Annotated in this window: 16 protein-coding genes and 2 pseudogenes; 13 read left to right on the forward strand and 5 right to left on the reverse strand. The window is 60.2% G+C overall.

Annotated elements, in window-relative coordinates; translation table 11 throughout:
• Nucleotides 1-2: 2 nt before the first annotated feature.
• Both rlmH and rsfS read right to left on the reverse strand, forming a co-directional pair.
• Nucleotides 3-473: a 23S rRNA (pseudouridine(1915)-N(3))-methyltransferase RlmH gene (gene rlmH, locus ACZ1G7_RS13290; RefSeq protein WP_472659871.1), complete on the reverse strand. Its 471-nt coding sequence runs from the start codon at nt 471-473 to the stop codon at nt 3-5.
• A complete protein-coding gene (rsfS, locus tag ACZ1G7_RS13295; protein WP_472663732.1) occupies nt 473-820 on the reverse strand; it encodes a ribosome silencing factor in 348 nt (115 codons plus the stop codon). Before rsfS ends, rlmH begins: the two co-directional genes overlap by 1 nt.
• Before the next feature lie 276 nt (nt 821-1,096).
• Between rsfS and ACZ1G7_RS13300 the strand changes: the two genes are divergently transcribed.
• The 3 genes and pseudogenes from ACZ1G7_RS13300 (at nt 1,097) to ACZ1G7_RS13310 (ending at nt 2,926) form a co-directional block, all read left to right on the forward strand.
• Nucleotides 1,097-1,546: a c-type cytochrome gene (locus ACZ1G7_RS13300; protein ID WP_472659872.1), complete on the forward strand. Its 450-nt coding sequence runs from the start codon at nt 1,097-1,099 to the stop codon at nt 1,544-1,546.
• 272 nt (nt 1,547-1,818) lie between these two features.
• The gene (locus tag ACZ1G7_RS13305) at nt 1,819-2,253 is read left to right on the forward strand and encodes a RidA family protein (RefSeq protein WP_472659873.1); all 435 of its coding nucleotides are present in this window, start codon (nt 1,819-1,821) and stop codon (nt 2,251-2,253) included.
• Nucleotides 2,254-2,365: 112 nt separating this feature from the next.
• Nucleotides 2,366-2,926, forward strand: a pseudogene (locus tag ACZ1G7_RS13310) (LysE family translocator).
• Between the two features lie 129 nt (nt 2,927-3,055).
• Here the strand turns inward: ACZ1G7_RS13310 and ACZ1G7_RS13315 are convergent.
• The 3 genes from ACZ1G7_RS13315 to ACZ1G7_RS13325 all read right to left on the reverse strand — a co-directional run bounded on the left by ACZ1G7_RS13315 (nt 3,056) and on the right by ACZ1G7_RS13325 (nt 6,143).
• Nucleotides 3,056-3,883 (reverse strand): cobalamin B12-binding domain-containing protein, encoded by an 828-nt coding sequence (locus ACZ1G7_RS13315; RefSeq protein ID WP_472659874.1) that lies wholly within the window; start codon nt 3,881-3,883, stop codon nt 3,056-3,058.
• A gap of 123 nt (nt 3,884-4,006) precedes the next feature.
• A complete protein-coding gene (ppsR, locus tag ACZ1G7_RS13320) occupies nt 4,007-5,410 on the reverse strand; it encodes a transcriptional regulator PpsR (RefSeq protein ID WP_472659875.1) in 1,404 nt (467 codons plus the stop codon).
• Nucleotides 5,411-5,447: 37 nt separating this feature from the next.
• The gene (locus ACZ1G7_RS13325) at nt 5,448-6,143 is read right to left on the reverse strand and encodes a cobalamin B12-binding domain-containing protein (RefSeq protein WP_472659876.1); all 696 of its coding nucleotides are present in this window, start codon (nt 6,141-6,143) and stop codon (nt 5,448-5,450) included.
• 358 nt (nt 6,144-6,501) lie between these two features.
• Between ACZ1G7_RS13325 and bchF the strand changes: the two genes are divergently transcribed.
• From bchF to puhC, 10 genes and pseudogenes are all read left to right on the forward strand, one after another.
• Nucleotides 6,502-6,990 carry a 2-vinyl bacteriochlorophyllide hydratase gene (gene bchF / locus ACZ1G7_RS13330; RefSeq protein WP_472659877.1) on the forward strand — a complete coding sequence of 163 codons (489 nt, stop codon included), beginning with the start codon at nt 6,502-6,504 and terminating at the stop codon, nt 6,988-6,990.
• Complete coding sequence (locus tag ACZ1G7_RS13335; protein WP_472659878.1) at nt 6,987-8,270, forward strand: ferredoxin:protochlorophyllide reductase (ATP-dependent) subunit N; 1,284 nt, start codon at nt 6,987-6,989, stop codon at nt 8,268-8,270. Before bchF ends, ACZ1G7_RS13335 begins: the two co-directional genes overlap by 4 nt.
• Nucleotides 8,271-8,382: 112 nt before the next feature.
• Nucleotides 8,383-9,933, forward strand: a complete 1,551-nt coding sequence (gene bchB / locus ACZ1G7_RS13340; protein WP_472659879.1) for a ferredoxin:protochlorophyllide reductase (ATP-dependent) subunit B — start codon at nt 8,383-8,385, stop codon at nt 9,931-9,933.
• Nucleotides 9,923-13,465 (forward strand): magnesium chelatase subunit H, encoded by a 3,543-nt coding sequence (locus ACZ1G7_RS13345; protein WP_472659880.1) that lies wholly within the window; start codon nt 9,923-9,925, stop codon nt 13,463-13,465. The genes bchB and ACZ1G7_RS13345 overlap by 11 nt, the downstream gene beginning before the upstream one ends.
• A 19-nt stretch (nt 13,466-13,484) precedes the next feature.
• A complete protein-coding gene (gene bchL / locus ACZ1G7_RS13350; RefSeq protein WP_472659881.1) occupies nt 13,485-14,375 on the forward strand; it encodes a ferredoxin:protochlorophyllide reductase (ATP-dependent) iron-sulfur ATP-binding protein in 891 nt (296 codons plus the stop codon).
• Nucleotides 14,376-15,048, forward strand: a pseudogene (gene bchM / locus ACZ1G7_RS13355) (magnesium protoporphyrin IX methyltransferase).
• A 23-nt stretch (nt 15,049-15,071) separates the two neighbouring features.
• Complete coding sequence (locus ACZ1G7_RS13360; protein ID WP_472663733.1) at nt 15,072-16,472, forward strand: MFS transporter; 1,401 nt, start codon at nt 15,072-15,074, stop codon at nt 16,470-16,472.
• 34 nt (nt 16,473-16,506) lie between these two features.
• Nucleotides 16,507-17,280, forward strand: coding sequence for a photosynthetic reaction center subunit H (gene puhA / locus ACZ1G7_RS13365; RefSeq protein ID WP_472659882.1), 774 nt, complete (start codon nt 16,507-16,509; stop codon nt 17,278-17,280).
• A gap of 57 nt (nt 17,281-17,337) precedes the next feature.
• Entirely contained in the window at nt 17,338-17,982 is a 645-nt protein-coding gene (gene puhB / locus ACZ1G7_RS13370) for a photosynthetic complex putative assembly protein PuhB (protein ID WP_472659883.1), read from the forward strand.
• 5 nt (nt 17,983-17,987) lie between these two features.
• Nucleotides 17,988-18,458 carry a photosynthetic complex assembly protein PuhC gene (gene puhC / locus ACZ1G7_RS13375; RefSeq protein WP_472659884.1) on the forward strand — a complete coding sequence of 157 codons (471 nt, stop codon included), beginning with the start codon at nt 17,988-17,990 and terminating at the stop codon, nt 18,456-18,458.
• Nucleotides 18,459-18,466: the final 8 nt, after the last annotated feature.

Raw genomic sequence — 18,466 nt, forward strand, 5'->3', positions numbered from 1 at the left:
ACCTACGCCCTGTGGTAGGGCGTGCCGGCCAGAATAGATGCGGCGCGGTAAAGTTGTTCGGACAGCATCACGCGGGCCAGCATATGCGGCCAGACCATCTTCCCGAAGGAGATCAGATGATCCGCCTCGCCGCGCAGATCAGGCGCAATCCCGTCAGCACCGCCAATGACGAACGCCACATCTTGCCTCCCGGCATCGCGCCACTTGGCCAAAAGCGCTGCAAATTCTGGGCTGGTCAGGGTTTTGCCGCGTTCATCCAGCCCGCAGACCAGCGCGCCTTTGGGGATGGCGCGACGCAGCAAATCGGCTTCAACCGATTGCTTGCCGCCTTTCTTGTCCTCGACCTCCGTGATTGTGGCCGGGCCAAGACCCAAGGCGCGGCCAGAGCGGTCGAACCGGGTCAGATAGTCTGAAATCAGGTCATGTTCGGGCCCCGCCCGCAGGCGGCCAACGGCGCAAACATGCACGCGCATCAGCTTGAGGTGGCGTCAGTGTCGCCCGCGGGCAGCCACATCTTTTCCAGCTGGTAGAATTCGCGCACTTCCGGGCGGAAGACATGCACCACGACGTCGCCGGTGTCGATCAACACCCAGTCGCCGGCGGCTTTGCCCTCAACCTTGGAGGCGCGGCCGAAATCTTCCTTCAGCTTCGCGGTGAGCTTGTCGGCCAGCGACGAGACCTGCCGGGTGGACCGGCCAGAGCAAATGACCATGTAGTCAGCAATCTCAGAGCGCCCGCGCAGATCTATCTGCACGATCTCTTCGGCCTTTTCGTCATTCAAAGAAGTTACAATCCACTCCAGCAATGCTTCGCTGGACAGGGGTGCGTCAGTGTCGACCGGGTTGGTCTTATTCGGGGCGGTAACTGCGCCCAGATCAGCTTGTTGAGACAGTGCTCAAACCTCCGTTAAAAAGGTGCCGCACCATCCCGGCACCGTGGATAGCCCTAAGATAGCAATAGTTTTGGGTAATCTCAACGTTTAGCGGAAAATTGAGATCCCACAGTAACATCAATTTTAAGGGAAATACTGAGACGGGCCTTTACCCTTTCGCTGTGGGCACTAGGTTAGTTCCGAACACGAAAGGGAGTGATTCTTATGAAATTCATGACTGTAGCGACATTCGCATTGTCACTGGCGGCCGCCCCAGTTTTTGCTGACGGGCACGCGACAGGCGACGCTGCCGAAGGCGAAAACGTTTTCAAGAAGTGCAAGTCCTGCCACATGATCGAAGCCGCTGACGGCACCGCGATCCAAAAAGGCGGCAAGACCGGCCCGAACCTGTACGGCCTGTATCAGCGCGTACCGGGCGCCTATGAGGGCTACACCAAATATGGCAAGTCGATCGCGGCTGTCGGCGAAAGCGGCGCGCTCCCAGATGGTTGGGACGAGGCAAACTTCGTTGAGTATGTCGCGGACCCCAAGAAGTGGCTGGCCCGCGTGCTGGACGACAAAAAGGCCAAGTCCAAAATGCAGTTCAAGTTGAAAAACGCTGACGATGCCGCGAACCTGTGGGCCTATTTGGTCTCGGTCGGCCCGGCCAGCTAAGGCTTTTGCCTCATGCGTTTAGAAAGGCCCCTGCTGATGCGGGGGCCTTTTTATTTGGACAACTGTCAAGCGTCGCTGGCAATGCTGCGAGGGCATAACCCGGCTAAAAATGTCGGCGTTGAGCCCACTCTTCAAAATGCTGCACTGCAAATGAACGTCCGCTTTGGCGTAAAGCTCAACCCAGCTTACAACGTGGTTTTCAGGCCTCCGTCTACGTGAGATAGTCTAACACAATCGAACCGGGCCAACCGCCGAAAGGACTGATACCCAAAATGGCACACAGCTTCGACCCTCCGAACGTTTGGAGCCCATTTGGAGCCTTCTCACAGGCAGTGATCGGCGGTAAAGGGAAGACGATCTACCTGAAGGGTCAGGTGTCGCTTGGACCGGACGGGGAAATTGTCGGTGAAGACGATATGGCAGCTCAAGTCACCCAAGTTTTGCAGAACATCAGCGACGTTCTTGGCACGATGGGTGGAAGAGCAAGCGACATCGTTTCCCTCCAACAGTTCACAACGGATATTCAAGCTTTCATGCGCTGTGGTGAAATTCGAACGCGGTTCTTTGAGGCACCCTATCCTGTGACAACCACGCTTGAAGTCGCGTCGCTCTATGATCCCAGGTTGCTTGTCGAGATCACGGCCGTCGCCGAGATACCGACAGACCGCTTTGTCATGCCCGAGGGGGCGCAGGAGAAACATCAATAGATCGCAAGACATTCGCGGTGGCTCATAGCAGGGTTCTTAGATGATGGATTTGCAGACAGTACTTCTTTTCAGCGCCGCCAGCCTGGCACTTTGCGTAACCCCGGGGCCAGATATGGTCTTAGTCGCGGCGAGAAGCGCGGCGCAGGGGCGCGTGGCCGGTCTGGTGACTCAGCTTGGAGTTACCCTTGGATCGCTCATTCACGCGGCCATTCTGGCGCTAGGTCTATCGCAGCTATTCCTGGCCGTTCCCTACGCCTACGACGTTGTCAGATACCTCGGAGCCGCCTACCTGCTCTATCTTGCATGGCAGGCTTTCATGGCGCATGAGAGCTTCGCTTCTAGCTCGGAACCATCGAAATGATTGTCGCTCATGACAATCTTCAGACAGGGCTTGCTCACCAATCTACTGAATCCAAAGGTTGCGCTTTTCTACCTGGCCCTCTTTCCCCAGTTTCTGAACCCGGAAACAGGCTCGGTCGCTGTTCAGATCATGGTGCTGGCGATTATTCTTCAGGTCATTGATTTTCTCGTGCATGCGGTGGTGATCTGGCTGGCTGGTGGCGTCAGAAGTTTGTCTGCAAATTCAGCCGCTATATCGAAATGGCCACGGTATTTCCTTGGGCTGGTATTCGGGGGTCTGGCGGCGAGGCTCGTATTTGATGGCCAACGGTGAACAGCAAGCAAAGCGGACCTTCAGCCAAAGTTTCTGAGCGGCAGAAAAGTCCCGCAATGCGTGAGTTCCAGTAGTCCGAAAATTGCACCTGCAGCGAAGATCCGTTTGCCGTGCGGGTCTCGATGGCTTTTAGGCGCGGTTTTCCACGACGGACCACAGGCGCTCCAGCTCAGATCGGGCATTGTCTATGTCGCTGGTGATTGCATCGACGCCCATCAAGGCGACGGTGTCGCGGGCCACATCCACTACATTGCCACTGACCAGAATAAGCGCGCCGGGCGACCAGATGCGGATTGCGAGGACCAGCTTGGCCAGCATGGGCACTGCATGCGCGCCAGCGGCGGACAGCCCGACGATCGGGTGATTGGCTGCGGCAATGCTTTCCATCACGGCGTCATGATCCTGATCAAACGACAGGTCGACATGCCAGCCATCGCTGCGCATCAGATCGGCGGCCATCTTGATGCCAAGCGTGTGCGTCTCACCCGGGACGCTGGCGAAAAAGGCGGACCGGCCCTGCGTCGCGACCGGCCCGGTTGACGTGATTGGCTTGAGGCTGCGCATGATCGCATAAATGCGCCCGCTGCCGGTTGTGACTTGGGCGAATGTGATTTTGTCCTCGGTCCACCAATCGCCAAGTTTGCGCGCGGCGGCAGACAAATATCGCAGATAGAGCGACTCGTCGCGGACGCCATCTGCGCGCAATCCAAGGATCAGTTTCGCCGCCGCGCGCTGGTCGGGACTGATCAGGGCGGTGGCCAAGCTTTCTATGAGGGTGTCGGCTACGGGAGCAGGTGTCGTTTCATATGCGCTTCGGTGTTTCGCCAAACGCGCAATGACCTCACGCGCCAATGACGCGACGACTTCCTCAGGGAATCGCGCTTTGAGATTGCTAATCTCAGAGTAGCTTTGTTCGAACACTACCGGTTCAAAAAGGTCATTGTCGTCATTCGTCACAAACTTAGCCCCTTCGACAAACTAAGTGCACGTTCACGTCAATTTGATTTACTCAGTATGTTGAATGTAGCGCGGAGTCTGATTCAGGCAAGCGTGGCTTTGCTTACCTTTTCTCTGACCCCTTTAAAGCAGGTCGTATTTGCGCAGCTTCACATAAAGCGACTGGCGCGACAGGCCCAGCATTTCGGCGGCAGCGACCCGGTTGTTTGAGGTCAGATCTACAGCCGTTTCAATGCACATCTTCTCGACCACATCGGTGGTGCTGGCGACAATGTCTTTCAGCGTCTGGCTGCCGATCAGCTCGATGACGGAGCGCATGTCGGCCTCGGTCAGCTGGCTGGCTGGCGTGCGCACGGCCTCGACCCGGCTGGCATCGCGGATGATCAGGGCAAACACATGCTCGCCGCTTGCGCCTAGCCGCGTGGTGGACACCTCGATCGGGCGTTCCGTGCCATGTTCCCCCACCAGCCGCGTCGCATAAAGCCGCATCGAGCCCGACCGCGCGGTGTTTTCCAGCAGCACGTTCAAATCAACGCTGCCACGGCTCAGAAATTCCGAGATCGGGCGCCCGCGGATAGATTGCGCATGGGTCACGTCGGCAAGCTTGAAAAAGGCCGGGTTGGCGCTGAGAATGCCGCCTGTCGCGTTGACAAAGACGATGGCATCGACCCCGTCCTTGTAAAGCGCGGCCATGCTTTCCTGCAATTCGTTGGACCGTGTCGTGGCCCCGCCATCGGCGTTGATACGGCACAGCACGACCTGATCGCCGGAAGACCGAAACAGCGTCGGCCGGATCGCAGCACTTTGCCCTGTTCCTTTGACCGTCGCGCCGATCTGGGCCGCCCGGTCGGAGCTTTCGGCATCCACCAAGGCGCGGATCAGCCCGTTGCCCTGTTGGGCGTCAAAAAGCTTGACGAAATTCGCGCCCATCAGCTCGTCGCGGCTTTTGCCAAAGAAGTTGGCGGCAGCGGTGTTGCAATCGGCGATAGCGCCGGAGGCTACGTTCACAAACAGCGTGATTTCGCTGCTTGAGGTCATCAGCACGCGGAAACGGGTGTCGTATTCGCGCTGCGCTTCGTAGTCTTTTTCCAGCGCGATTTGGGCGGCAACCAGCTGCTGCTGCATCTCGGCAATCGGGCGCAGGTCGCGGCCCAGCATCAGAATGGTTTTGCCCTGTTCCACCGGATGGAAGCTGTAGCGCATCGGGAATTCGGGGAAGGCGTCGGTTGCGAGGTGGTTCACCTCAACAGCATTCGTGGCGCCGCCCTGACCGGCAATATCGCCCAGCCGATTGCGGAATTTCGGCACGCTTTCCACGGTCAGCTTGTCGGACAGGTTGTGCCCCACCCAGCTGGAAAAATCGGTCTTTGGCATGAAGCTAGGGTTGCTCATAGCACCCGAAATCTCGCCGTCCGGGGTCACAAACAAAGCCAGGTCGGAGACCTGCGCCAGAATGTCCGACAACTGCTGCGGCTCAATCATCGGGACAAGGCCCGAGGTCCAGTTGTGGTTTGCCCGGGTCATCATGCGCGGCGGTCCTGTGAGTTTGGCTGCGGCATCAGGGTCAGGCCTCTTCCGTCACAAGGTGCAGCAAGCGCGCGTTAAAGCCGCAAAAACGAATTGCGGTCTCCAGATCACTGGTTGCCAGATCCGCGCCGGTTTCACGTGCCACATCATTTGTCACGGAAAGAACATTGCCCCCAACAACCACCGGCGCATTGGACGCGGGCTGCCGCACCATGTGCACGATGCTTTTTATGACTTCAAGGCTCTCATGCTCTGAGGCTGAAATCAAAAACGCGTCATATTGCGATTGTGCCGCTTTTTCACCCAAAGCGGCGACATCTTTGCCAATTTCAAGAGAAACCGACACTCCGGCGCGGCGCAGCTGGCCTGCCAGGATCGTTGCACCCAATGTGTGTTGCGCGCCGGGCGCGACGATTACCATGCAGCGCGGCGCGGTGCGGATCACATGCTGGTCCTCGGCGCACCAATCGGGCCCCAGCCCGCGCAACAGGCCTTGCAACCGGGCGGAGCCGATGGTGACGGTCGCAAAATCCATCGTGTCTGCGCACCAGGCCTCACCCAGATGGCGTGCGACTTCGGGGATGTAATTGTCGGCGATGTCAAAGCTCGTGATGCCCGCCGTCCGCATCTTTTCGATCACCACGCGTCCGGCATCCATGTCGCGCGACGACACTGCGCGTCTGAGTTCGCGGGAGAAGGTCGGGATCCGTTTCGGTTTCAATTGGCCAGCCATGCGCAGGTTTTTCGCCAGTAGTGATAGCGCTCTAACAGCGAATTCGCCAGAATTCACGCCCGTTTTTGGTACCATTTTGGGGGAGCGCTGCGACAAAAACTATCCTCCCTGCGATGAAGTGTCAGAAATTGGTACCGCGCGCGCCGTACCAACCCATTTGGGGGTAGATGGTTTATTAGTGCGGGCAATATGTCAAATGCTTATGACATTCTGCGCCAAAGCGCCAATAAGCATCTGCAATATATAAATAAAATTCCAACCCTCAGCCGAATGACGGATTTCTCAATATGTAAATCAAAGTTGACACATGGTGTAGCAAATGACTAAATTTTGACACGGTTAGACATCGGGGGACCTTATGATCGACGCAAATCCGCGTCAGCTACACGCCAAGCCGCTTTACACGTCGCAAGAACGTGCGCGCCGCGATCAGAGCATCTGGACCCTTGTTCAAGGTGTGCTCGCGCCGGTGCAATTTGTGGTGTTTTTGGTCTCTCTGGCGCTGGTCCTGCGCTATCTCGCGACCGGGCTCGGATATGAGATCGCCACCCTTTCGATCATCATCAAAACCGGCTTTCTCTACGCCATCATGATCACCGGCTCGATCTGGGAAAAAGTGGTGTTTGGCAAGTGGCTTTTCGCGCCCGCCTTCTTCTGGGAAGACGTGTTCAGCTTCGTCGTCATCGCACTTCATACGCTTTATTTATATGGGCTTTTCCTTGGTGGCTTTTCGCCAGCGGCCCTGATCGCAATCGCGCTGGCGGCCTATGCCGCCTATGTGGTGAACGCGGGTCAGTTCTTGTGGAAATTGCGCGTCGCGCGCTTGCAATCACAGGTGCCCGCATGACCGATCAAATGATCCCGCCCCCCACACTCGGCTGCCGCCAATCCCCGGTTCTTAAGCAACGTGGCCAGCGGGAGGTGTTTTGCGGCCTCACCGGCATTATTTGGCTGCACCGCAAAATTCAGGATGCCTTCTTTTTGGTCGTCGGGTCGCGCACCTGCGCGCATCTTTTGCAAAGTGCGGCTGGCGTCATGATCTTTGCCGAACCGCGATTCGCGACGGCAATTTTGGAGGAATCGGACCTTGCAGGCCTCAACGACGCCCATGCCGAACTTGACCGCACCGTTGAACAGCTGCTTGCCCGCCGCCCTGACATTCGCCAGCTCTTTCTTGTCGGCTCCTGCCCGTCGGAGGTGATCAAGCTGGACCTGTCGCGCGCCGCCGAGCGGATGACGCAGACCTATGCGCCAAAAGTCCGCGTGTTGGAATATTCCGGCTCGGGCATTGAGACGACATTCACCCAAGGCGAAGACGCCTGCCTTGCCTCCATGGTCCCAGTCTTGCCCGAAACCGACGCGCGTGAGCTCATGGTTGTGGGCGCATTGCCCGACGTGGTCGAAGACCAGATGCTGGGTCTTTTGGATGAGATGGGCGTTGGCCCGGTCCGCGTCCTGCCCGCCCGCAATATCGACGCGGATACAGCAGTCGGCGAAAACACCGTCTTTGCCCTGACCCAACCCTTCCTTGGCGACACCCATGCCGCGTTAGAGCGCCGCGGCGCCCGCCATTTGGCAGCGCCTTTCCCCTTTGGCGAAGAGGGCACCACCGCATGGCTCGCCGCGATTGCCAAGGAATTCGGCGTCAGCGAAGAGGTCTTCAGCCGCGTGACAGAAGCCCCGCGTCGCCGCGCCCGCCAAGCCATTGCGCAGGCGGCCCAGCCGCTGAACGGCAAATCCGTCTTCTTCTTTCCTGACAGTCAGCTAGAAATTCCGCTGGCCCGCTTTCTGACCCGCGAATGCGGGATGAGCGCGGTCGAGGTCGGCTCGCCTTATATCCATGACGCGCTGCACGGCCCCGATCTGGACCTGCTGCCGTCCGGTCCGCAAATCTCAGAAGGGCAGGACGTCGATCTGCAGCTCGACCGTTGCCGCGAAGCGCGCCCCGATCTGACGGTCTGCGGCTTGGGCCTTGCCAACCCGCTGGAAGCCGAAGGTCTCAGCACCAAATGGGCGATCGAGCTGGTCTTCACCCCGGTCCATTTTTACGAACAGGCCGGCGATCTCGCCTCCCTCTTTGCCCGACCCGTCCGGCGCAAGGACATTCTGGGGGTGGCCGCCGAATGAGCTTCGTTCTGTCAAAAATACTCAAGAAGCGCCCAGATGATCAGGGGTGTGCGGCCGCAGGTTTCTTTGAAACCCGCTTACCCGCACCGACCGAACTTCATGGAGGAACTCCATGAAGTTAACGGTCTGGACATATGAAGGCCCGCCCCATGTCGGCGCGATGCGCGTGGCCACCGGCATGACGGGCTTGCATTACGTATTACACGCCCCGCAAGGCGACACCTACGCCGATCTGCTCTTCACAATGATCGAACGGCGCGACCACCGCCCGCCCGTCACCTACACCACCTTTCAGGCCCGCGATCTGGGCTCTGACACGGCAGGTCTGTTCAAAACCGCCTGCCAGGACGCCTATGACCGGTTCCAGCCGGAGGCGATTATCGTCGGCGCGTCCTGCACGGCTGAGCTGATCCAGGACGACCCCGGCGGTCTGGCCGAAACCATGGGGCTCGACATCCCCGTCATCGCGCTTGAGCTGCCAAGCTACCAGCGCAAAGAAAATTTTGGCGCGGATGAGACGTTCTTTCAGATCGTGCGCCACCTCGCCAAGCCGATGGAAAAAACGCAGCGCGTTACCTGCAACCTGCTGGGCCCGACCGCGCTGGGCTTCCGGCACCGCGACGACATTCAGGAAATCACCAACCTGCTCTATGAGCTGGGCGTCGAGGTCAATGTCACAGCACCCATGACCGCCACGCCGTCTGATATCGCCAAGATGGGGCAGGCCCATTTCAACGTGCTGCTCTACCCCGAAACCGGCGAACAGGCCGCGCGTTACTGCGAGAAAACCTTCGGCCAGCCCTATACCAAAACCGTGCCCATCGGCGTCGGCGCCACGCAGGATTTCATCGCTGAAATCCGGGCGCTGTCCGGCAGCACCGCCCAGATCGACACGCAGGCCTTGCGCCAGACATGGTGGACCCGGTCCGTCGACAGCACCTACCTGACCGGCAAGCGCGTCTTCATCTTTGGCGATGGCACCCATGTCAAAGCCGCCGCGCGGATCGCCCGCGACGAGATGGGGTTCGAGGTGGCGGGCATGGGCTGCTACAACCGCGAATACGCCCGCGACATTCGCGCCACGGCCAAGGAATACGGGCTCGAAGCGCTGATCACCGATGACTACCTAGAGGTCGAACGCGCGATCGAGGCGCTGCAACCCGAAATGATCCTCGGCACGCAGATGGAACGCCATATCGGCAAGCGTCTGGGCATCCCCTGCGCCGTCATCTCCGCGCCCGTGCATGTGCAGGACTTCCCCGCGCGCTACTCGCCTCAGATGGGGTTTGAGGGTGCGAATGTGATCTTTGACACCTGGATCCACCCGCTGGTCATGGGGCTGGAGGAACATCTGCTTCACATGTTCCGCGATGATTTCGAATTCCATGACGCAGCCGGGCCAAGCCATCACGGTGGCCACGCGCCCAAACCGCTCAGCCCGGCCGCGGGTGAGGGGGGCTCGATGCCCGCCGAGACCGCACATGTCACCCCCGCCACGGATGTCATCACATGGCTCGCTGACGCCGAAAAAGAGCTAAAGAAAATCCCGTTCTTCGTGCGCGGCAAGGCGCGCCGCAACACCGAAACCTTCGCCGCCGAAAAAGGCCTGCAGGAAATCTCGCTCGACACGCTCTATGAGGCAAAGGCCCATTATGCGCGATGAGGTGATCCATAAGCCTTATAACTTCGTCATCGTGACGTTGGACCGGCACGTCGCCGGGCCTGCCGCGCGGGTGACGCCGAAGCTGGCGCTGGATTATCCCGGCCTGAACCTGTCCATTCACGCCGCTGCCGAATGGGAAAAAGACCCTAAAGCACTGCAGAAAGCACAAGACGCGATTGCTGAGGCCGACATTGTCGTCAATTGCGTGCTTTTCCTTGAAGACCATATCAAAGCGATCCTGCCCGATCTCACCGCCCGCCGTGACGCCTGCGATGCGATGGTCGGCGTGGTTTCCGATCAGGAAATCACCCAGCTGACCAAGATGGGCGATCTGGACATGTCCAAGCCCGCCAGCGGCGCGATGAGCTTGTTGAAAAAGCTCAAACCGTCCAAGGCGTCCGGCAAATCCGGCGCTGGGCAGATGAAGATGCTGCGCCGCTTGCCGAAAATCCTGCGCCTGATCCCAGGCAAAAGTCAGGACCTGCGCGCGTGGTTTCTGGCGATGCAATACTGGCTGGGCGGCAGCGACGACAATATTGAAAACATGATCCGCTTCCTGATCGGGCGCTATGCGAGCAACCCGGCTTGGGAAAAACACGATGCCGCGCTGCCGGTGGAATACCCCGATGTGGGCCTCTACCACCCCGATTTGCCGGGCGATCACATTGCAACAGATATCGCCGATTTGCCGCACTCAGACGCGCAGGTCACGGTCGGTGTGCTGATGCTGCGCAGCTATATTCTTGCCGGCGACACTGCGCATTACGACCATGTCATCCGCACGATGGAGGCGCGCGGCATGCGCGTCATCCCCACTTTTGCCGGTGGCCTCGACGGGCGCCCGGCGATGGACGCTTATATGGCGGGTCAGGTTGATGCGCTGGTCTCTCTCACCGGGTTCTCGCTGGTGGGCGGCCCGGCTTACAACGACAATGACGCCGCCGTTGAAGCGCTCGCGTCGCTGGATGTGCCCTATATCGCGGCCCAGCCCTTAGAATTTCAAACGCTTGAGCAATGGGCGCAAGGCGGTCAGGGCCTCAGCCCGATTGAGGCCACGATGCTGGTGGCCTTGCCCGAAATTGACGGGGCCACAAACCCAACGGTCTTTGCCGGTCGCCACGGCCCTGACGGCTGTGCCGGGTGCCAGATCAACTGCGCGGCGCAGGGGCAGGTCAAAGCCATGGCGCCCTGCATCGAACGGATCGACGCACTTGCTGAAAAAGCCCATCGGCTGGCCAGTTTGCGCCGCCGCGAAAACGCACAGAAGAATGTTGGCGTTGTGCTGTTCGGCTTCCCGCCCAATGCGGGCGCGGTCGGCACCGCCGCCTATCTGTCGGTCTTTGAGAGCCTGCACAACACGCTGCACCAGATGGCGCGGGACGGCTATGATGTGACACCGCCCGCCAGCGTCGATGCGCTGCGCGCGGTTGTGCTAAAAGGCAACGCACAGACTTTCGGGCAAGAGGCCAATGTTGCCGCCAAAGTCTCCGCTGATCAAATCGTCGCGCGCACCCCGTGGCTGGATGAGATAGAGGCCACTTGGGGCCCCGCCCCCGGCCGCGTGCAGTCCAACGGGCGTGAGGTGTTCATCCTCGGCGCGCAATTCGGCAAGGTCTTTGTCGGCGTGCAACCGGGCTTTGGCTATGAAGGCGACCCGATGCGGCTGCTCTTTGAGCAGGGCTTTGCCCCGACCCATGCGTTCAGCGCCTTCTACCAATATCTCAAGCATGATTTTGAGGCCGATGTGCTGCTGCATTTCGGCATGCATGGCGCGCTGGAATTCATGCCGGGCAAGCAAAACGGGCTGGGCGGCAATGACTGGCCCGAACGCCTGATCGGCAACATGCCAAACGTGTATCTTTATGCTGCCAATAACCCGTCTGAGGCCACGCTCGCCAAGCGGCGTTCCAACGCGGTCACGATCACGCATTTGACGCCGCCTTTGCAAAGCTCCGGCCTCTATCGCGGGCTGGCTGATCTGAAAGACAGCCTGACGCAGTGGCGTGCCGCACGGGCAGGCCCTGACCGCACCGGGTTGGAAGAACTTATCCGCGCACAAGCCGACGCTGTTGATCTGGACGCCTCCGATCTGGACACGCTCTGGCTGAAACTGCTCGAGACCGAAGATGCGTTGATCCCTGACGGGCTGCATATCGTCGGCAAGCCGCACTCTGCGGCCAGCATTGAAGACATGCTCGACCTGATGAGCTTTGACAGCGATCAGGCCCGCGACGCCGCGCGCGCCAACCTGTCCCAAGATCATGAGTTGCCCGCCCTCATGCGCGCGTTGAACGGTCAATTCATCAAACCTGTCCCCGGCGGCGACGTGATCCGCGCGCCAGAAATTCTGCCCACGGGCCGCAACATCCACGCCTTTGACCCGTTCCGCATGCCCACCGCCTTTGCCATGCAAGATGGCGCCGCGCAGGCGCAAGCGCTGATCGAAACCCATGAAAGCCTGCCGCGCACTGTTGCGCTGGTGCTCTGGGGCTCCGACAACATTAAATCCAATGGCGGTCCCATCTGTCAGGCCCTTGCGCTGATGGGCGCCAAGCCGCGCTTTGACAGCCATGGCCGCCTCTGCGGTGCCGATCTGGTGCCGCTGGCAGAGCTGGGCCGTGCGCGTGTTGACGTGATCATGACGCTGTCCGGCATTTTCCGCGACCTTCTGCCCTTGCAAACCAAACTGCTCGCTGACGCCGCATACCAATGCGCCATGGCCGATGAGCCGCTTGAGCTGAACCCGATCCGCCAGCACGCGCTTGCCTTTGCCCAAGCCCAAGATTGCGACATGCGCACCGCCGCGCTGCGGGTTTTCTCGAATGCTGAGGGCGCCTACGGCTCCAACGTCAACCAGTTGGTCGACAGCTCCGCCTTTTCCGATGACGCCGATCTGGCCGACGCCTACCAGGCCCGCAAATCCTTCGCCTACGGCACAGATGGGGAGGCAACACAGCAAGCCGCCTTGCTGCAAGACACGCTGAAAAACGTGGACCTTGCCTACCAAAACCTCGAATCCGTTGAGCTGGGCGTCACCACGGTGGATCATTATTTCGACACGCTGGGCGGCATCGCCTCCGCCGTCAAACGCGCCAAGGGCTGCGACGACACGCCGGTCTATATCGGCGACCAGACCCGTGGCGGCGCCAAGGTGCGCACCTTGCAGGATCAGGTCGCGCTTGAAACCCGCTCGCGCAGCCTCAACCCGAAATTCTTTGAGCCGCTCTTGCAGCACGGCCATGAAGGTGTGCGCCAGATCGAGGCGCATATCACCAACACCGTCGGTTGGTCCGCGACCACCGGCAAGGTCGATCCGTGGGTCTACCAGCGCCTGTCGGAGACCTTCGTGCTCGATGACGACATGCGCCAAAGGCTGGCCGATTTGAACCCGCAAGCTTCCATGCGGATGGCCAACCGCCTGCTGGAGGCGTCGGACCGCGACTACTGGACACCAGACGAAGACACGCTCGCCGCGCTGCAAAACGCAGCCGACGCGATTGAAGATCAACTAGAGGGCATTGCAGCCGAATGAACCTCAGAAGGGAAATATCATGAGCCCACTCGACAAAAGCATTCCGAATCTCGGGGGCGACGGTGAAGGATCCGTGCAAGTGCATGACACCTCAAAGATCGAAGGCGCGAAGGTGTTTTCGGTTTACGGCAAAGGCGGCATCGGCAAGTCGACGACCTCGTCGAACCTGTCAGCGGCGTTCTCAAAGCTGGGCAAACGCGTGCTGCAAATCGGCTGCGACCCGAAGCATGACAGCACGTTCACGCTGACCGGGTCGCTGGTCCCCACCGTGATCGACATCCTCAAAGAGGTCGATTTCCACTCTGAAGAACTGCGCCCCGAAGATTTCGTGTTCGAAGGGTTCAACGGCGTCAAATGCGTTGAGGCCGGCGGCCCGCCTGCGGGCACAGGCTGTGGCGGTTACGTTGTCGGCCAGACGGTGAAACTGCTCAAGCAGCACCACATGCTGGAAGACACCGATGTGGTGATCTTCGACGTGCTGGGCGATGTGGTCTGCGGCGGGTTCGCGGCCCCCTTGCAGCATGCCGACCGCGCCTTGATCGTCACGGCCAATGATTTCGACAGCATCTACGCGATGAACCGGATCATCGCCGCCGTGCAGGCCAAATCCACCAACTACAAAGTCCGTCTGGCGGGCTGCGTCGCCAACCGCTCCAAAGACACGGATGAGGTCGACCGCTACTGCAAAACCGTGGGCTTCAACCGCATCGCGCATATGCCCGATCTGGACGCAATCCGCCGCTCCCGTCTGAAGAAGAAGACGCTGTTTGAAATGGACGCCGATGAGGACATCGTCGCCGTCCAGAAAGAATATATCCGCCTCGCTGAGACGTTGTGGAACGGGACCGAACCTTTGGCGCCCGCACCGCTGCCCGACCGCGAAATCTTTGAATTGCTTGGGTTCGACTAAATGCAAACCTACGAGTCCACACGCACACAGGTCGAAACCTATTTCGACAGCACCGCGACCAAGACATGGGAGCGTCTGACTTCGGACGCGCCCGTTTCTGGCATTCGTGCGACGGTGCGTGCGGGCCGTGACCAAATGCGCCAGCTGCTGATTGACCAATTGCCCGAGGACCTGACCGGGCTGCGCATTCTGGATGCGGGCTGTGGCACCGGCGCTTTGGCGTTTGAGCTGGCCTCGAAAGGCGCCGATGTGGTCGGCGTCGATATCTCGCCGCAGCTGATTGAGATCGCGCGCAAACGTGCGCCCAAAGGCCTGCCCGGCAGCATGGGCTTTCACGCAGGCGACATGCTCGACCCAGAGCTGGGCGTCTTCGACCATATCGTCGCGATGGATCTCGATGATTTACTATTCTGCCGACGACATCGCCACGATCCTCGCCCGGATAGAGCCGCGTTTGCGCGCAACGATGGTCTTCACCGTTGCGCCGCGCACGCCGCTTTTGATGGCGATGTGGCGCGTCGGCAAGCTGTTCCCGCGCTCTGATCGGTCCCCCACAATGGTGCCCCATAGCGCAAGCAAACTTGCCACAAAGGTTACATCCGGCGCGCTGACGCCGATCGACCGTGTGACCTCCGGTTTCTATATCTCCCAAGCGTTGGAGTTCCGCCCGTGATCCCAAAGCAGGCCATAAAAGGCATGACCCTGCGGATGCTGCCTTTCTCGGATGCGGTCAGCGAGCAGCTGCCTTTGGGCCAATTGCTCCGACTGTCGCTGTTTCAAGTCTCGGTCGGCATGGCGGCGGTGATGCTGCTGGGCACGTTGAACCGCGTGATGATCGTGGAGCTTGGCGTCGCGGCCACCATCGTGGCCATCATGATCGCGATCCCCGTGCTGGTTGCGCCCTTCCGGGCGCTTCTGGGGTTCCGGTCGGACACCTACAAATCCGCCATCGGCTGGAAACGCATCCCCTATCTTTGGTTCGGCTCGCTCTGGCAGTTTGGCGGTTTGGCGATCATGCCGATGGGGCTTTTGGTTCTCTCAGGCGATCAGGCCGCGGGCCCGGAATGGGCGGGCGAAGTGGGCGCGGCGCTGGCCTTCCTGCTGACCGGCATCGGCATGCATATGACGCAGACAGCTGGCCTTGCCTTGGCCGCTGACCGCGCGACGGAAGAAACCCGCCCGCAGGTCGTCGCGTTGCTTTATGTGATGTTCCTGATCGGGATGGGCGTGTCTGCCGTGATCGTCGGCGCGCTTTTGCAAAACTTCTCCGCTCTACGGCTGGTCCAGGTCGTACAAGGCGCGGCGGTGGTCACGCTTTTGTTGAACATCGTGGCCCTGTGGAAGCAGGAAAAAGTCACCCCGATGAGCCGTGAAGAACGCGCGGCCCCACGTCCGCTCTTCCGCGACGCATGGAATGATCTGACCTCGGGTGGCGACGCCGGGCGGCTGCTGGTGGTCGTGTTCCTCGGCACGATGGCATTCAACATGCAGGACGTGTTGCTTGAACCCTATGGCGGCGAAATTCTGGGTCTGTCAGTGTCTGCCACAACGCTTCTGACCGCGCTTTGGGCGGCAGGCGCATTGCTTGGTTTCGGGCTGGCCGCGAAATGGCTGAAAGCGTCGGTTGATCCGCATCGCATGGCCGCGCGCGGAATCTTGATAGGCCTCGTGGCCTTCAGCGCCGTGATCTTCGCGGCCCCGCTGAACAGCGCCACGATTTTCTTCATAGGCGCCTTTGGCATCGGCTTAGGCGGCGGGCTGTTCGCGGTCGCCACGCTGACGGCGGCGATGACGCTCAACACCGAAGGCGCGGCTGGCAAGGGTCTGGCACTTGGCGCATGGGGCGCGGCGCAGGCCACAGCGGCGGGGCTGTCTATTTTCATTGGCGGCGCGGTGCGTGATCTGGTCAACACCGCCGCCACAAACGGCACACTGGGCGAGGCGCTCAGTTCAAACGCAACCGGCTATTCGGTGGTCTACCACACCGAGATCGGATTGCTCTTTGTCACTCTCATCGCGCTCGGGCCATTGGTCAAAGCCCGCGCCATTTCACAAACGCAGGCGGGGCCGGTCGGCTTGGCTGATTTCCCAACATGACCGGCACAAAAAGATAAGACGGAGGTTACACCCTATGCTTGGCAACACATTCTTTGGAAATTTCGATCTGGCGAGCGCCGCGATCTGGCTTTTCTATCTCTTCTTCGCGTTGCTGATTTTCTATCTGCAGACGGAAAACATGCGCGAAGGCTACCCGATGACCGATGATGACGGGGCGCCTGCGCCAAATCAGGGCCCGTTCCCGGTGCCAAAGGACAAGACCTTCCTCCTGCGCGACGGCCGTGGTGAGCTGACGGTGCCGTCGGGCCAGCGCGGTGATCGCGACAGTCTGGCTTTGCAGCGCACCGCTGAGGCCGCCGGTTCCCCCTATGTGCCAACCGGTGATCCGATGAAGGACGGGGTTGGCCCCGCCTCCTGGGCGCCGCGCAAGGACCACGCAGAGCTGGACGCGCATGGCCATGTCAAAATCCAGCCAATGTCCGAGCTGAGCGATTTTCACGTCTCCGCCGGGATGGACCCGCGCGGCAAGCCGGTCGTCACCGGCGACGGGGAGGTCGTGGGCCGCGTCATCGACATGTGGGTCGACGTACCAGAGCAAATGGTGCGCTACCTGACCATGGACGTGAACCCCGAAGGCGACGGCAACACGCGCCTGATCCCGATGAACTTCGCCAAGATCAAGGGCGACCGCGTCGTGATCCGGTCGCTTTACGCGCACAATATCGGCGACATCCCGAAGGCCAAAAAGGCCAACTCCATCACGTTGCTGGAGGAAGAAAAGATCATGGCCTTCTTCGGTGGTGGCACGCTCTATGCCGATCCGAAACGCGGTGAGCCGCTGATCTAAACCATCTGAAAGCCGGGCCCTTAGCCGGGGCCCGGTTCCGACCAAGGGGACAGTAAAATGCACCATGATGACTTCAAATTCGAACCGGTTCGCGGCTTGCCAGAGGCATTGCCCGCGGATGAGCACATCTTGTGGCAGGGCCAGCCCAACGCGCTGCGCCTGGCCAAGGATGCGTGGGGGTTGAACTGGGTCATCGGGTATTTCGTCCTGCTTGCGGTCTGGCGCATCGGGGTTTCCTCCACCACCGTGCCGCTGACCGAGGCGATGGGCCACGGCGTCCCCTTTCTGGCCTCCGCGCTTTTGGCCGCGCTCATCATATACGGGCTGGCCTATGTGCAGGCTAAATCCACCGTCTACACGCTGACCAACAAGCGGGTCGCCATGCGCATCGGGGCCGCGCTGACCATGACGCTGAACCTGCCTTATGTGTGCATCGGCAATGCCGATCTGGGCACGCGCAAATCCGGTCTCGGTACGCTGACTTTTGAGTTGATCGGCGACACGCGCCTATCCTACCTGATGACATGGCCGCATGTGCGCCCGTGGCATATGGCCAAGACGCAGCCCGCCTTCCGGTCGATCCCGGATGCCGCAAAAGTGGCCGCGATCTTTGCCGATGCCGCAGAAACCCGCGTCAGCCAGCCAAAAATCACCCGAATTGATCCAGATCATAGCGCCGCAGGCGCTGTCGCGGCGGAGTAAGCATCATGGCCAGCCAAACATCTTCCCTCGCCAATCAAATGAAGCATCGCGACCGCGAAATGGTGCCGCGCGTGCTGGTGCGCGCCATGTTCGGGCTGATGGTCGCGGCCATTGCCATGGTCGGCTACGCGCAATGGGCCGACGTGCCGCAATCGGGCGTCGTGCCCGACAGCCCCGTCGTCAAGGAGCTGCAAGTCACCCTGACCGGCACACGTGACACAGGCTTCGCCGTGATCGATGCCAATGGCACTCAGCTTGCGCATTCGAAGGAAGACAAAAAAGGCTTCATCGACGTGATCGCCACCTCTATCGAGCGCGAGCGCCTCGTCCATGACGTCACAGGAAATGACCCGCTGCGCGTCGTGCGCCGCGAAAACGGCCACACCGCTGTCATCGACCCCGCCACCGGTTGGAGCATCGAGCTGATCGGGTACGGGAAAGACAATGTTGCAGCCTTCGCCACGCTGATCGACTGAAACCTCAT

It is taken from the genome of Litoreibacter sp. JB4-2 (assembly GCF_055693445.1).

Coding starts and splice junctions, on each gene's coding strand:
- rlmH (WP_472659871.1), bottom strand. CDS start 473: ATGCGCGTGCATGTTTGCGCCGTTGGCCGCCTGCGGGCGGGGCCCGAA.
- ACZ1G7_RS13300 (WP_472659872.1), top strand. CDS start 1,097: ATGAAATTCATGACTGTAGCGACATTCGCATTGTCACTGGCGGCCGCC.
- ACZ1G7_RS13305 (WP_472659873.1), top strand. CDS start 1,819: ATGGCACACAGCTTCGACCCTCCGAACGTTTGGAGCCCATTTGGAGCC.
- ppsR (WP_472659875.1), bottom strand. CDS start 5,410: ATGATGACCCGGGCAAACCACAACTGGACCTCGGGCCTTGTCCCGATG.
- ACZ1G7_RS13325 (WP_472659876.1), bottom strand. CDS start 6,143: ATGGCTGGCCAATTGAAACCGAAACGGATCCCGACCTTCTCCCGCGAA.
- bchF (WP_472659877.1), top strand. CDS start 6,502: ATGATCGACGCAAATCCGCGTCAGCTACACGCCAAGCCGCTTTACACG.
- ACZ1G7_RS13335 (WP_472659878.1), top strand. CDS start 6,987: ATGACCGATCAAATGATCCCGCCCCCCACACTCGGCTGCCGCCAATCC.
- bchB (WP_472659879.1), top strand. CDS start 8,383: ATGAAGTTAACGGTCTGGACATATGAAGGCCCGCCCCATGTCGGCGCG.
- ACZ1G7_RS13345 (WP_472659880.1), top strand. CDS start 9,923: ATGCGCGATGAGGTGATCCATAAGCCTTATAACTTCGTCATCGTGACG.
- bchL (WP_472659881.1), top strand. CDS start 13,485: ATGAGCCCACTCGACAAAAGCATTCCGAATCTCGGGGGCGACGGTGAA.
- ACZ1G7_RS13360 (WP_472663733.1), top strand. CDS start 15,072: ATGACCCTGCGGATGCTGCCTTTCTCGGATGCGGTCAGCGAGCAGCTG.
- puhA (WP_472659882.1), top strand. CDS start 16,507: ATGCTTGGCAACACATTCTTTGGAAATTTCGATCTGGCGAGCGCCGCG.
- puhB (WP_472659883.1), top strand. CDS start 17,338: ATGCACCATGATGACTTCAAATTCGAACCGGTTCGCGGCTTGCCAGAG.
- puhC (WP_472659884.1), top strand. CDS start 17,988: ATGGCCAGCCAAACATCTTCCCTCGCCAATCAAATGAAGCATCGCGAC.